The following is a 12,591-nucleotide window of genomic DNA, read 5'->3' on the forward strand; positions in this document are numbered from 1 at the left end:
CGGTCCAATAAAACGAAGAGATGTTCATCAGGTGCAACATGGGCGGCACGATGCGCCGCGTTTGGGCCTTCGTCAAGGGCCGTTACGATTTTGGCCGCGCCATGAGAAAGCCTGTGATCCCACCGACCACAGCGCCCAAGGGTGCCCAGAAGAAAAACACGCCCATCATATAGGCGCCTTCGGATTGGCTGATGGCTGCAATGGAAGACAGCGTCACCCCTGCGACCGCAACCGCGACATAGCCCAGGATCAGGCCAATACCGGAATAGACAACACGCCCCATATCATTCTCCGCACTCAAAACCGGGAGGTTCGGGAAGGCCCTAACCCAAGGCTATTGTGCCTGCCGATGCGCCCCGAGCCAAGAGCAAGGGTAGAAGCGCCCTCAAGAACGTGGCAAGACTTGGCCGAACGAACAGGATGCAAAAGACAGCGGGAGAGCGAGATATGGCTGAAGGATTTGGCAAGGGCTGCCATCTGCATCTGATTGACGGCTCGGCCTATATCTTCCGCGCCTATCATGCGCTGCCGCCGCTTACGCGGAAATCCGATGGCTTGCCCGTGGGGGCCGTAGCCGGGTTCTGCAACATTCTGTGGAACGAATTGACGCGGAATGGCGGCAAGGAAGCCCCGACCCATCTGGCCGTGGTGTTCGACTACTCGTCGAAAACCTTCCGCAACGAGATTTACGACAAATACAAAGCAAACCGCCCCGAACCGCCCGAGGATCTGCGCCCGCAATTCCCGCTGACCCGCGATGCGACACGGGCCTTTAACGTGGCTTGTCTGGAAATTCCGGGCTTTGAGGCCGATGACATCATCGCCACGCTGTCGCGTCAGGCGGTTGAGGCGGGGGGCGAATGCACCATCATTTCGTCCGACAAAGACCTGATGCAGCTGGTCGGCAATGGCGTGAAAATGCGCGACCCGATGAAAGACAAGCTGATCGGCATTGATGAGGTGTTCGAGAAATTCGGTGTGGGGCCGGACCGGGTGGTCGATGTGCAGTCGCTGGCCGGGGATTCGGTTGACAACGTGCCGGGCGCACCGGGGATCGGGCTGAAGACGGCGGCACTCTTGATCAACGAATACGGCGATCTGGAAACGCTGCTGGAACGTGCCGGAGAGATCAAACAGCCGAAGCGCCGCGAGGCTCTGATCGAGAATGCCGAGTTGATCCGAATCTCCAAGCGTCTGGTCAGTCTGGACGGCGCGGTGCCTTTGGATTTCGGTCTGGACAGTCTGGAAGTGAAAGATCCGGAGCCGGAAAAGCTGTTGGCGTTCCTGCAAGAAATGGAGTTCCGCACACTGACCCGGCGGGTGGCGGAAAAGCTGAAGGTCGAAGCCCCGGCCGTGCCGGAAGGTGCGGGCTTTGGCGGCGGCGATGCTGCGCATGACGAACCCGAAACCGTCCTTGAAAAGGTGCCCTTCGATCATGCCGCCTATGAATGCGTGCGCGATCTGGCGTCGCTTCAGGTCTGGATCGATCGCATCCGCGATATTGGCCATGTGGCGGTGGATACGGAAACCACGTCGCTGGATGAAATGCGGGCCGAGTTGGTGGGGATTTCGCTTTCGGTCGAGGCTGGGAAGGCGTGTTACATTCCGGTCGGCCATCGCCAAGGTGGCGGCGATCTGTTCGGGTCAAACGATCTGGCCGAAGGGCAATTGGGGCTTGAGGCAGCTTTGACGGCGCTGAAACCCGTGCTGGAAGACCCCGCGGTTCTGAAGATCGGACAGAACATCAAATATGACTGGAAGATTTTCGCCCGCCACGGGGTACGCATCACGCCCTTTGATGACACGATGCTGATGTCTTACGCCATGCACGCGGGCCTGCACAATCATGGCATGGACGGGCTGAGCGAAACCTATCTGGGCCATGTGCCGATCCCGATCAAATCTTTGCTGGGGTCGGGCAAAAGCCAGATCACCTTTGACCGCGTGGCGATTGACGATGCGGTGAAATATGCCGCCGAAGATGCCGATATCACCCTGCGCCTGTGGCAGGCGTTCAAGCCGCAACTTCACAGGGCCAAGGTCACCACGGTCTATGAAACTCTGGAACGTCCGCTTGTCACGGTTCTGGCCGAAATGGAGATGGCCGGCGTTCAGGTTGACCGCGACACGCTTTCGCGCATGTCCAATGCTTTCGCACAGAAAATGGCGGGGCTGGAGGATGAGATCGGCCAGGTCGCGGGCGAGCCGTTCAATGTGGGCAGCCCCAAGCAATTGGGCGAGATCCTTTTTGACCGCATGGGCGTGCCGGGCGGCGAAAAGGGAAAGACCGGGGCCTATGGCACAGGAGCCGATGTGCTGGAAGATGTGACGACGCTGGAAGACACCCACCCCGAGGGCGCGAAACTGGCCGCGCTGGTCTTGGATTGGCGGCAATTGTCGAAACTGAAATCGACCTATACCGACGCGCTGCAAACCCATATCAATCCCGAAACCGGGCGGGTCCATACCTCCTACTCCATCGCCGGGGCCAATACCGGGCGTCTGGCCTCGACCGATCCGAACCTGCAAAACATCCCCGTCCGATCCGAAGAGGGCCGCCGCATCCGCGAGGCGTTTGTCGCGCCCAAGGGGCGGGTGATCGTCAGCCTTGATTACAGCCAGATCGAATTGCGCATTCTGGCCCATATCGCCGATCTGCCCAGCCTGCAGCAGGCCTTCAAGGACGGGATCGACATTCACGCGATGACGGCCTCCGAGATGTTCAACGTACCCTTGGACCAGATGACGTCCGATATCCGGCGGCAAGCCAAGGCCATCAACTTTGGCGTAATCTACGGGATTTCCGGCTTTGGCCTCGCCCGCAACCTGCGCATCCCGCGGGCCGAGGCACAGGGCTTTATCGACCGCTATTTCGAACGCTTTCCGGGCATCAAGGAATACATGTCGGAAACGGTCAAGTTCGCGCAGGCAAGCGGGCATGTGCAAACCCTGTTTGGTCGCAAAATTCATACGCCTGACATCAACGCCAAGGGTCCGGGGGCAGGCTTTGCCAAACGGGCCGCGATCAATGCACCGATCCAAGGCACCGCCGCCGATGTGATCCGCCGCGCCATGATCCGCATGCCCAAAGCGATCAACGGGATGGATGCCAAGATGCTGTTGCAGGTCCATGACGAACTCTTGTTCGAGGTCGCCGAGGATCAGGCCGAGGCGCTGATCAAAACCGCCCGCGATGTGATGGAAGGCGCCGCAGACCCTGTGGTGCGGCTCAAGGTGCCGCTGGTCGTCGATGCCGGCAAAGGCGCGAACTGGGCCGAAGCACACTGACCGCCCCGAAAACGCCCCTGCCCCTTTACCTTGGCCCAAATATCCCCGCCGGAGGCCCGCCTCGCCGGTTGGCCGCAGGCCAGAGGCGAGAGAAAAGGCTTGCCCGCCCCGACAAGGTGCGGGCGCAATTCAACAGGCGTCGGTCAGGCGCGATCCACCCGGCATTGAAAGCAATTGTTGCGGGCGCTGCGGATGTGCAGATAGGCCACGCGCGGATCGTCGAACAGGGCCTCGGATCTTTGAGGGATTGCGGCGGTTGGTGTCACGGCCCCGGTGCCATAGACGATCCGGTCATCTTCCCCATAGCCGCGCAAGATATAGTCTGGTGAGGCCAGCATTGCGGGCAGCTCTGTGCCGCCGCCCGCCGCGCAAGCCTTGGCGCAGAGAAAGATCGGCCCAAGCTCGGCATAGGGCTGGGGGGCCGGAAAGGGCCGATGGGCCAGAACCAACATCGCCTCGCCTTCAGCGATCATCTTCAGACAATGGCGGCAGGGATTGCCGCCGCCGTCGCTGACCGCGGCTTCCGGGGGCATACCATTCGCGTCCAGTCCGCCCGCCTGATAGTGGCGTGCGGTTTCGGTGGGAATTGGGGAAAAACGGATCATGGAGAAACTCCTTTTCTGGATTGCCCCATGTGCCGGTTTTGACCGCGACCGTGCGACCCGGAATTTGCGCTTTCGGTCAGATCGCTCGGTCAGTCCGTGCGCGCGACCATGCGACCCATCACCCGCCCGCCAAGGATGTGCAGGTGGTAATGCGGCACTTCCTGTACGCCATGCGCGCCAGAATTGGTGATGGCGCGGAAGCCCTCTCCCGGTTTTACGCCCGTGATTTCACAGACTTTGGCCGCGGTGCGGTGGAAGTCGAGAATCTCTTCGGCACTGGCATTGGCCGCAAAGTCGGCGAAATCAACATATGCGCCCTTGGGGATCACCAGCACATGCACCGGGGCCGAGGGGGCAATGTCATGAAAGGCCAGCGTATGAGCGCTGTCCACAACGGTCTTGTTCGGAATCTCGCCACGCAGAATGCGGGCAAAAACATTCATCGGATCGTAAGCCAAGTGCCAGTCCTCAATCGACAAAGAGATATTCGGTCGCCGCGATATCGTGCGCCTTGTCCACGGGAATACCAAGGAATTCAGCCAAAGGCATGGTGTTTTCGTCCACCGTGGCCGATTGTCTGATGCGGTGGAACCCCGAGAAGCCCGCATCGCGGATCCGGTCGGATTCGAATTTCACATCATAACGGATCGTGGGCAAAAGCCGGTCGATGGTTTCCTGCGGGGTCCGGTCGCCGGCCAGTCCCACGCGGCGGGCGTGGCCGATCAGATAATCGTCGGTGAAATCGCATTCGATTTCCAACAGCCGGACTGCTGCCTTGTCGTTGTAGAAGTCCTGCATCAGGTCAACATTTGCCGGGTCGATGCAAAAGATCAGCCGGTCTGTTTCCCAATAGTCAAACAGCATCCGCACCAGCGCGCGGCGGTGGCGGGTCCGTTTTTCTAGCGTTGTCTGGATGCCGCCCAGATCTGGCAGGTTCGTCGTGTCTTCGTTGAAGAGATAGTCGATCGCCGGCATGTTGGTGACCTGCCGCACCCGTTCGACCAAGCGTTTGGCGACGTGCCATTTCTTGCAGGTGACCATCATCAACTGGCGTTCGCGGCCAATGGTGCTTTCGCGTTCCCAGAACCTTGGCGCAAAGCGGCGACCGATCCGGCCGCGACCACTGAGGAATTTGAACAGGCTGCGGCCTTCGTTGGAAATCTGAAACCGCGCGCCCTTGCTGGTGTAAAGCTTGCCCAAGCGATCTTTCAGCTCTTTCGCATCTTGGCTGATCTTGCGGGCAAAAAGGTAGTCCTGGCTGAGAAGCAGGTCGTAATGGTCATTGTAGAAGGTGACCGGCATCCCGTAATCGGTGAACATGAGGAAGGTCAGGGTGCGCGAGCGGATTTCATGCTCTGGCACCAGATGGCGGACAAGGGTCTGGAAGAAGGTTTCGTCCGGAATCCAGGTTGTCTTGAAAAAGCGCATCACGTCTTTGCGGCGGGCACAGAATTCCAGCAGGAATTCGACCGTCCGGCGGCGCAGGCACCACCATTGCGAGCCGATCTGCATCTGGATGTCGGCGGGGATCTTGCGTTTCAGGCCAAGGCGGTCTTGCAAGGCCATTGACCGATAGAACCATGCCTTGTTGGTGCGTTCGTTGAAGATGTGGCGATAGACCAGACGTTCTTCCTTGATCCCGGTCTTGATCCAGTCAGAGTTGAAGAAGTCGACGCTTTCGATGTAGTCGACATCGTCCCGGTCCAGAAAACTATGCGCGTATTCTGCCGATTTGATCGGCATGCAATCGCCCGACAGCATGTAGAAATGGGTGGCGCGGGGAAACGCCTCGGCCGCGGCTTCGACCGCCATCAGCGACGCGCCGACAAGGCTCCACTCCCCCCAGCCACATTTCAGGCGGCGCTTGGTGAAGACGACGCCGGGGTTGTTTTCCAGCGCTTTGTGGATCCGCTCAAAGTCTTTCAGGGGCGAACGGCCATCGTAATGGATCGCCACGTAGTCACCGGCCGCCGTCAGACGTTCGGACTGGGCGATCACGCCCTCCGGGTCTTTGTGGGTCAGCAGGATGTAGGCGATTTTTGCCATGTTGGCGACGGTTTCCGAGGCAGACGAGTCACTGTTTCTTTAATTAGCGTCATCACACGTTGAAACGACAGAGTTTATTTGCGATTTTAGCCATAGAGTTTGGAACGGGCAGAAAAAGTCCGAATGAGGTTTGGAGCGGCAGAATGGGTTTCCCCGGCACTTGGATGACGGAAAGCGAAAGCATGGTCTATCGGGTTGTCCCGAAATGTGCCTGCTCGTCCATTGGCCAGATCATGTTCTATTCGGACCACGGGAAATTCTTTGACGGCGATATTCACGACTCGAAAAAGGGCCTGCACAAATGGGCGCAGGAAGAAAGCCAGCCCTTGATCGAACAGAATGTGAAGCACCACAAAAGCTATGCCTTCACCTGTGTTCGCAACCCCTATACTCGCATTCTGTCTAGCTTTTTCGACAAGATTGCCGGCATTCAGCGCAACGGAAAGCGCTATCGCGGCAATCTGGTGCCGCAACTTGCGCAGAAATACGGGGTAGATGTCGGCAGCCCGGAAAATGACTTTGATTTTGACCAGATCAAAAGCTTTCGCCGCTTTCTGCTTTTCGCGCGGGACACCATTCGCTGGAAAAAGCCGATGGAGCCGGACATTCATTGGTCGGCCATGTCGGGCCATATCTCGACCTATATCTGTAACGGTGGGCGTTACGACCACATCTTCTTTACCGAGAAATTCGATGAAGGCATGCAGACGGTGCTGGATCACACCAAGCAAAAGCACAAAATTGATCTGAAAAAGATCCCGCGCTTTAACGAAAGCGAGGGGCATGGCCCAAAGCGTCTCCATCCGGTCGAAGATTATTTCGACGACCTGTCGCGCCATCTGGTCTGGGAAATCTACAAGCGCGATTTCCAGCTGTTCAAATACGATTTCGACAATCCGGGCAACAAGATGCCGATTGCCGAGATTGATCTGGACGAAGTGCATGCCAAGCTTGGGGACTGACGCGCCGCAAGCTGAAACGCGCGGTGTACTTTATGTGGCCAAGGGTGCGGATTACGCCGATCTGGCGGTGCAAAGTGCCTTATCCCTAAGGCAGGTGGATCCGACATTGCCGATCGAAATCATGACCGATGCCAGCGTGCGGACGGGGGTTTTCGATTGGGTCAGCCCGCTGCCCAAAGGACGGACGCGGGACAAGATCGCCGGGATGCTTGCGACACGATTTGACCGGACGCTGTTTCTGGATTGCGATACGCTGGTTGTTGGGCCATTGGCGGAAGGGTTTGACCTGCTTGACCGCTTTGAGCTTTGCATCAGCCATGAGGTTCGCAGGTCAAGCCGATTGATCACCACAGGCTGGAAGGAAACGCCGCCCGATATTTTTGGGCAGCACAATTCCGGGGTCATCTATTACCGCAAATCCGCGAAGATGATGGCCATCTTGCAGGCTTGGGCTGAGGCCTATGTTGCTGCTGCGCAAGGACGGGATCAGGTTACCTTGCGTGATCTGCTTTGGGCATCGGACCTGCGGTTCTGGGTCTTGCCGCCGGAATTCAACCTGCGCCGCGTGACAATCGCCGATATCTGGGAACCGCTGGATGCCGTGCCCCGGGTCATCCACTCGCATCATCTGTTGCGCCATCTGCGTCATGGCCTGCCCAGAGTGACGAGTTTTGCCGAAATTCTGGAACTGGAACGCGCGGCGCATAAAGAGGAATGGGCCGCGCGGGAAGAACCATCAGATATTCTTGCCGGACTGTCAGCCGCCCGCGAAACCGAGGAATAGGTTCTCTCTTCGGTCAAGACGGATGAACGGCTAGGTCTGCGGGTCAGATCAGGCCGTTCTTGTGGAACAGGTCTTTCAGGTCAGCTTCGGGGCGGGCGCCAAAGTGGCTGATGACCTCGGCCGCGGCAACGCAGCCCATCCGGCCCGAGGTTTCAAGGCTTTGGCCCGTGGCCATTCCATAGATGAAGCCTGCGGCGAAAAGATCGCCTGCGCCTGTCGCATCGACCGGGACAACCCGCTTGACCGGGACCACGGCCTGTTCATCCCCGCGCACCACGATCACGTCATGGCCAGAGCGGGTGCAGACAACCAGACCCGCATCCTGCGCGGCTTGTTCCAAAGCTGAAGACAGGTCGGTCTGATAGAGCGAGGCCCATTCATGTTCGTTGCCGATGACGTAATCCAGTTCCTTGACCAGACGCCGGAAGTCGTCACGGTGGCGGTCGACGCAGAACGGATCTGAAAGCGCGATACCAGCTTTGCCGCCGTTCTGACGGCAGAGACGTGCGGCGCGTTCAAAAGCCTGTTTGCCCTTGTCCTTGTCGTAAAGATACCCCTCAAGGAACAAGATCTCGGCCTGCCCTGCCACGTCATCTGCGACGTCTTCGGGGCCAAGTTCGGACGAAATGCCAAGGTAGGTGTTCATCGACCGCTCACCATCGGGCGAGACAAAGATCATCGAGCGCGAGGTCGGAAGCTCGCCCCCCGGAACCGGAGGGTTCGGGAAATCGGTGCCGCTTTCATTGAGGGCACGTTCAAAGAAGCGGCCAAGCGCATCATCATGAACGCGGCCGATAAAGGCCGTACGAAGGCCAAGGTTCCCGAGGCCCGCAATGGTATTGCCGACAGAGCCACCCGGGGCCTGCGTGCGTTCCTTCATGGCAGCATAAAGCAACTCGCCGCGCTTGCGCTCGACCAGCTGCATGATGCCCTTTTCGATCCCCATCAGTTCCAGAAAACTGTCATCGACGGGCGAAAGCACATCAACGATGGCATTGCCGATACCGACGGCCTGATACTTTTTCATGGGGTCTTGTCCTCGAACTGGCACCATTCCGAAATCGGGCAGATGCTGCATTTGGGTTTGCGCGCGACGCAGATATACCGGCCATGCAGGATAAGCCAGTGGTGCGCGTGCTGCTGGAATTCGGCGGGAACGTGGTCTTCGATGGCGCGTTCGACCTGATCAACGTCCTTTCCGGGCGCAATGCCGGTGCGGTTGCCTACGCGGAAGATATGGGTGTCGACGGCCTGCGCGGGCTGGCGGAACCACATGTTCAGAACGACATTGGCAGTCTTGCGCCCGACCCCCGGCAAGGATTGCAGGGCAGCGCGGCTGGAGGGAACCTCTCCGCCATAGTTGTCTTGCAGGATTTGGCTGAGCTTGATGACGTTCTTGGCCTTGTTGCGGTAAAGGCCGATGGTCTTGATCTTTTCGATCAGGCCTTCCTCGCCCAAAGCCAGCATCTTGGCAGGCGTGTCGGCCACGGGCCAAAGTCCGCGGGTGGCCTTGTTCACGCCCACATCCGTGGCTTGGGCCGACAGTGCGACCGCGACCAACAGCGTGAAGGCGTTGGTATGTTCCAATTCCCCCTTCGGCTCCGGCTCCGCCTGTTGGAACCGGGTGAAGATCGCCTTCATAGCGTGATAATCAAGCTGCTTTGCCATGCGTTCATGGACCACAAAGCCGCGGAACGGACAAGCGTTTTGGCGCAGGATTCGGGTCGCAGAAGGCGGGGCGTGCCCCTATTGTCAGGGCAAGGAGACTTCAGATGACCGATCTTTCGCCGGAATACCATTACAACGTGATTGCCCGTGCGCTGCGGCATATTGATGACGGCGGGCCGGGAATGACGCTGGACGCGCTTTCCAGCCAGATGGGCATGAGCCCCGCGCATTTTCAGCGCGTGTTCAGCCAGTGGGTTGGGGTCAGCCCAAAGCGTTATCAGCAATACCTGTCCTTGGATCACGCCAAGCGGCTTTTGGAAACGCGGTTGTCGCTGATGGAAACGGCGGGCGAGGTCGGGCTTTCCGGAACCAGCCGGTTACATGATCTGTTCCTGACATGGGAGGCAATGACGCCGGGCGATTATGCGCGTCAGGGGGAAGGTCTGACGATCTATTGGGGTTGGTTCGAAAGCCCGTTTGGCCCGGCGATCGTTATGGGCACCGAAAAAGGCATCTGCGGCATGGGCTTTGCCGCCGAGATGGGGGAAGAAGAGGCCTTTGCCGACCTGTTACGACGCTGGCCAAAGGCCAACTTCGTCGAAGACCCGATGATGCTGCGACCTTGGGTGCTGGCCGCGTTTGGCGCGAAAGAGGACGCAGCGAAAGCGCCCCTTTACCTGATCGGTGCTCCGTTCCAGATCAAGGTTTGGGAGGCGCTTTTGAAAATCCCCTCGGGGCATGTCACCACCTATGGCGACATCGCCGAGGGGATCGGGCACCCAAAGGCGGTACGGGCGGTTGGCACAGCCGTGGGGCGCAACCCGATTTCTTGGCTGATCCCCTGTCATCGTGCCTTGCGCAAGGGGGGCGGCCTTGGCGGCTATCATTGGGGGCTGCCGGTCAAGCGGGCTTTGCTGGCTTGGGAATCCGCGCGGTCAGACGCACATGACACCGGAATGTGATCGGCGAAACATTGCTGAAAAAGGCGTGGGAACTGTTTGGCTCTCTCTTGCGTTGGTATAACAGAGTGACCCCGGCAAGGACTGGGGATGAAATGCAAGAGGCGGCAGACATGATTTTCAAGACCCCCCTTCTGGTCGCAACCGCGTCGTTGATGGCGCTGACGGCCTGTGTGGACCCGAATGCCTATCCCGACGATCCGAATGCGCGTGCCAAGAACGGCGCGATCATTGGCGGTTTGGCCGGCGCTCTGGCCGGGGCCAATGCCAAGGGTGATGACAAGCTGGCGAAGGCCGTTGTTGGCGGCGCCATCGGCGCGGCAATCGGTGGTGCTATTGGCGCATCGCTTGACCAGCAGGCGGCGGAACTGCGCGGGTCGATCAGCAACCCGAACGTCACGGTGACGAACCACGGCAGCTATCTGACCGTGAACATGCCGCAGGATCTGCTGTTTGCCGTCGACAGCGCTTCGGTCCGCCCGGACCTTCGCGCCGATCTTGGCAGCGTGGCACAAAGCCTGATCCGCTATCCAAACAGCCGGATCGAAGTTGTCGGCCATACCGACAATACCGGCAGCGCCGCCTATAACTATGATCTGTCGCAACGCCGCGCCAATGCGGTCGCTGGCGTCCTGAATCAGAATGGCGTGCCCTATGGCCGGATCACCACGATTGGACGTGGATTCGACCAGCCGATCGCTTCGAACGCGACCCCGCAGGGCCGTGCGCAGAACCGCCGCGTGGAAATCATCATCCGCCCGACGCAGTAAGCGGTCGTCCGTTTCGCGAAAGGGCTGGCTATACGCCAGCCCTTTTTCGTTTCTGCGTGTTTCTCCTTGTCGTGGCGCTGCTGTGGTCATAGATTTTGACCAATCCAAGCGAGTGCTCGAAGATGCCCTTCATGAAAATCCAAACAGAAAAGCTGTCTCAATCCGTGGTTCGTCAGATTGAGCAGTTGATCCTGCGTGGCATTTTGCGTCCGGGAGAACGGCTTCCGTCAGAGCGTGAATTGTCAGACCGACTGGGTGTTTCGCGCCCCTCTTTGCGCGATGCCGTTGCGGATTTGCAGGAGCGTGGGCTTTTGGTCAGCAAGGCCGGTGCTGGCATTTATGTGGCCGAAGTTCTGGGCTCGGCCTTTTCAGAGGCGCTGATCCAGCTTTTCGCGACGCATGACGAGGCGGTGTTCGACTACATCGCGTTCCGAAGGGATATGGAGGGACTGGCTGCCGAACGGGCAGCGCGTCTTGGGTCGGACACGGATTTGAAGGTGGTCGATGTTATTTTCCAGAAGATGGAGGCCGCGCATCTAAAGCGCGACCCGACCGACGAAGCCAGCCTAGATGCAGAGTTTCATTTGGCCATCATCGAGGCCAGTCACAACGTCATCATGCTGCATATGATGCGGTCTATGTATGATCTTCTGAAGCAGGGCGTGTTCTACAATCGTCAGATGATGTTCAAGAACCGCACGACGCGGGACACGCTGCTGGATCAGCATCGCGCGATCAACAAGGGGCTGCAAGACCGTGATCCTGCTGCTGCCCGCGCGGCGGTCGAGGCACATCTGAGCTATGTCGAGCAGTCTTTGTCGGAACAGGTGAAGGCGGAACGGAACGAGGCCATCGCCCGCCAAAGGTTTGAACACGAACAACGGCGTTGACCTGAAAAGCAAAAACCGGCCCATGGGCCGGTTCTTTTTGTTTCGTCTGATCAGGTCAGATCAGTGCAGCTTGGCATCAACCTGCGCGATGGCGGCGTCGATCGAGGCCGCGGCCCCTTCGGCTGTCATCTGCTTGGCCAGCACTTCGCCAGCGGCGGCAACGGCAATCGAAATCGCCTTTTCACGCACTTCGCGAACGGCGCTGCCTTCGGCGGCGGCGATCTGCTCTTCGGCGGCGGCCAAACGGCGCGCGATCGAGTTCTTCAGATCAACCTTTGCCTGGGCGGCGGCGGCTTCTGCTTCCGACTTTGCGGCAGCGACGATCTGGTCGGCCTGCTCCTTGACCTCTTTCTGCTTGCGCTCATACGAGGCCAGCAGGGATTTGGCCTCTTCGCGCAGGGCGCGGGCCTCTTCCAGTTCGGTCTTGATCTGCTCGGCGCGCTTGTCCAGCAGGCCGGCGATCATGCCGGGAACCTTGAAGTACACAAGGATACCGACGAACACGAGGAACGAGATCATCACCACGAAGTCGGTGTTCTTCAGGCTGAAGAACGGACCCGAGGCAGCCAGAGCCGGCGTTGCGGTCAGGGCAAGAAGAACGGATGCAAATTTCATCATC

13 protein-coding genes are annotated in these 12,591 nt (G+C 59.0%); 6 read left to right on the plus strand and 7 right to left on the minus strand.

Annotated elements, in window-relative coordinates:
- Nucleotides 1-82: 82 nt before the first annotated feature.
- Nucleotides 83-283, minus strand: coding sequence for a hypothetical protein (locus tag ACSBLW_RS09740; RefSeq protein WP_435256435.1), 201 nt, complete (start codon nucleotides 281-283; stop codon nucleotides 83-85).
- A 164-nt stretch (nucleotides 284-447) separates the two neighbouring features.
- Here ACSBLW_RS09740 and polA point away from each other — a divergent pair, with 164 nt between their 5' ends.
- Nucleotides 448-3,288 (plus strand): DNA polymerase I, encoded by a 2,841-nt coding sequence (gene polA, locus ACSBLW_RS09745; protein ID WP_435256436.1) that lies wholly within the window; start codon nucleotides 448-450, stop codon nucleotides 3,286-3,288.
- Nucleotides 3,289-3,431: 143 nt separating this feature from the next.
- On the opposite strand, the gene ACSBLW_RS09750 is transcribed toward polA, so the two are convergent.
- The 3 genes from ACSBLW_RS09750 to ACSBLW_RS09760 form a co-directional block, all read right to left on the minus strand.
- Entirely contained in the window at nucleotides 3,432-3,893 is a 462-nt protein-coding gene (locus tag ACSBLW_RS09750; protein WP_435256437.1) for a DUF1203 domain-containing protein, read from the minus strand.
- 89 nt (nucleotides 3,894-3,982) lie between these two features.
- Nucleotides 3,983-4,336 carry an HIT domain-containing protein gene (locus ACSBLW_RS09755; protein WP_435256438.1) on the minus strand — a complete coding sequence of 118 codons (354 nt, stop codon included), beginning with the start codon at nucleotides 4,334-4,336 and terminating at the stop codon, nucleotides 3,983-3,985.
- Nucleotides 4,337-4,361: 25 nt separating this feature from the next.
- Complete coding sequence (locus ACSBLW_RS09760) at nucleotides 4,362-5,939, minus strand: DUF5928 domain-containing protein (protein ID WP_435256439.1); 1,578 nt, start codon at nucleotides 5,937-5,939, stop codon at nucleotides 4,362-4,364.
- A 143-nt stretch (nucleotides 5,940-6,082) separates the two neighbouring features.
- On the opposite strand from ACSBLW_RS09760, the gene ACSBLW_RS09765 reads away from it, so the two are divergent.
- Nucleotides 6,083-6,901, plus strand: coding sequence for a sulfotransferase family protein (locus ACSBLW_RS09765; RefSeq protein WP_435256440.1), 819 nt, complete (start codon nucleotides 6,083-6,085; stop codon nucleotides 6,899-6,901).
- Nucleotides 6,891-7,685, plus strand: coding sequence for a hypothetical protein (locus ACSBLW_RS09770; RefSeq protein ID WP_435256441.1), 795 nt, complete (start codon nucleotides 6,891-6,893; stop codon nucleotides 7,683-7,685). The genes ACSBLW_RS09765 and ACSBLW_RS09770 overlap by 11 nt, the downstream gene beginning before the upstream one ends.
- A gap of 43 nt (nucleotides 7,686-7,728) precedes the next feature.
- Here ACSBLW_RS09770 and ACSBLW_RS09775 read toward each other — a convergent pair whose 3' ends face one another.
- Both ACSBLW_RS09775 and nth read right to left on the minus strand, forming a co-directional pair.
- Complete coding sequence (locus tag ACSBLW_RS09775; protein ID WP_435256442.1) at nucleotides 7,729-8,712, minus strand: adenosine kinase; 984 nt, start codon at nucleotides 8,710-8,712, stop codon at nucleotides 7,729-7,731.
- Nucleotides 8,709-9,353 carry an endonuclease III gene (gene nth / locus ACSBLW_RS09780; protein WP_435256443.1) on the minus strand — a complete coding sequence of 215 codons (645 nt, stop codon included), beginning with the start codon at nucleotides 9,351-9,353 and terminating at the stop codon, nucleotides 8,709-8,711. The genes ACSBLW_RS09775 and nth overlap by 4 nt, the downstream gene beginning before the upstream one ends.
- A gap of 104 nt (nucleotides 9,354-9,457) precedes the next feature.
- Between nth and ACSBLW_RS09785 the strand changes: the two genes are divergently transcribed.
- From ACSBLW_RS09785 to ACSBLW_RS09795, 3 genes are all read left to right on the plus strand, one after another.
- Nucleotides 9,458-10,315, plus strand: coding sequence for a bifunctional helix-turn-helix domain-containing protein/methylated-DNA--[protein]-cysteine S-methyltransferase (locus ACSBLW_RS09785; RefSeq protein ID WP_435256444.1), 858 nt, complete (start codon nucleotides 9,458-9,460; stop codon nucleotides 10,313-10,315).
- 110 nt (nucleotides 10,316-10,425) lie between these two features.
- Nucleotides 10,426-11,082 carry an OmpA family protein gene (locus tag ACSBLW_RS09790; RefSeq protein ID WP_435256445.1) on the plus strand — a complete coding sequence of 219 codons (657 nt, stop codon included), beginning with the start codon at nucleotides 10,426-10,428 and terminating at the stop codon, nucleotides 11,080-11,082.
- A 122-nt stretch (nucleotides 11,083-11,204) separates the two neighbouring features.
- A complete protein-coding gene (locus ACSBLW_RS09795) occupies nucleotides 11,205-11,972 on the plus strand; it encodes a FadR/GntR family transcriptional regulator (RefSeq protein WP_435256446.1) in 768 nt (255 codons plus the stop codon).
- 60 nt (nucleotides 11,973-12,032) lie between these two features.
- Here ACSBLW_RS09795 and ACSBLW_RS09800 read toward each other — a convergent pair whose 3' ends face one another.
- Nucleotides 12,033-12,587, minus strand: a complete 555-nt coding sequence (locus ACSBLW_RS09800; protein WP_435256447.1) for a F0F1 ATP synthase subunit B — start codon at nucleotides 12,585-12,587, stop codon at nucleotides 12,033-12,035.
- Nucleotides 12,588-12,591: the final 4 nt, after the last annotated feature.

It is taken from the genome of Thioclava sp. FR2 (assembly GCF_051200875.1).
Taxonomy (GTDB): domain Bacteria; phylum Pseudomonadota; class Alphaproteobacteria; order Rhodobacterales; family Rhodobacteraceae; genus Pseudotabrizicola.

What these genes read in the sequence shown, in the direction of transcription:
- ACSBLW_RS09740 (WP_435256435.1), bottom strand. Translation starts at nt 283, where the DNA reads ATGGGGCGTGTTGTCTATTCCGGTATTGGCCTGATCCTGGGCTATGTC.
- polA (WP_435256436.1), top strand. Translation starts at nt 448, where the DNA reads ATGGCTGAAGGATTTGGCAAGGGCTGCCATCTGCATCTGATTGACGGC.
- ACSBLW_RS09750 (WP_435256437.1), bottom strand. Translation starts at nt 3,893, where the DNA reads ATGATCCGTTTTTCCCCAATTCCCACCGAAACCGCACGCCACTATCAG.
- ACSBLW_RS09755 (WP_435256438.1), bottom strand. Translation starts at nt 4,336, where the DNA reads ATGAATGTTTTTGCCCGCATTCTGCGTGGCGAGATTCCGAACAAGACC.
- ACSBLW_RS09760 (WP_435256439.1), bottom strand. Translation starts at nt 5,939, where the DNA reads ATGGCAAAAATCGCCTACATCCTGCTGACCCACAAAGACCCGGAGGGC.
- ACSBLW_RS09765 (WP_435256440.1), top strand. Translation starts at nt 6,083, where the DNA reads ATGGGTTTCCCCGGCACTTGGATGACGGAAAGCGAAAGCATGGTCTAT.
- ACSBLW_RS09775 (WP_435256442.1), bottom strand. Translation starts at nt 8,712, where the DNA reads ATGAAAAAGTATCAGGCCGTCGGTATCGGCAATGCCATCGTTGATGTG.
- nth (WP_435256443.1), bottom strand. Translation starts at nt 9,353, where the DNA reads ATGGCAAAGCAGCTTGATTATCACGCTATGAAGGCGATCTTCACCCGG.
- ACSBLW_RS09785 (WP_435256444.1), top strand. Translation starts at nt 9,458, where the DNA reads ATGACCGATCTTTCGCCGGAATACCATTACAACGTGATTGCCCGTGCG.
- ACSBLW_RS09790 (WP_435256445.1), top strand. Translation starts at nt 10,426, where the DNA reads ATGATTTTCAAGACCCCCCTTCTGGTCGCAACCGCGTCGTTGATGGCG.
- ACSBLW_RS09795 (WP_435256446.1), top strand. Translation starts at nt 11,205, where the DNA reads ATGCCCTTCATGAAAATCCAAACAGAAAAGCTGTCTCAATCCGTGGTT.
- ACSBLW_RS09800 (WP_435256447.1), bottom strand. Translation starts at nt 12,587, where the DNA reads ATGAAATTTGCATCCGTTCTTCTTGCCCTGACCGCAACGCCGGCTCTG.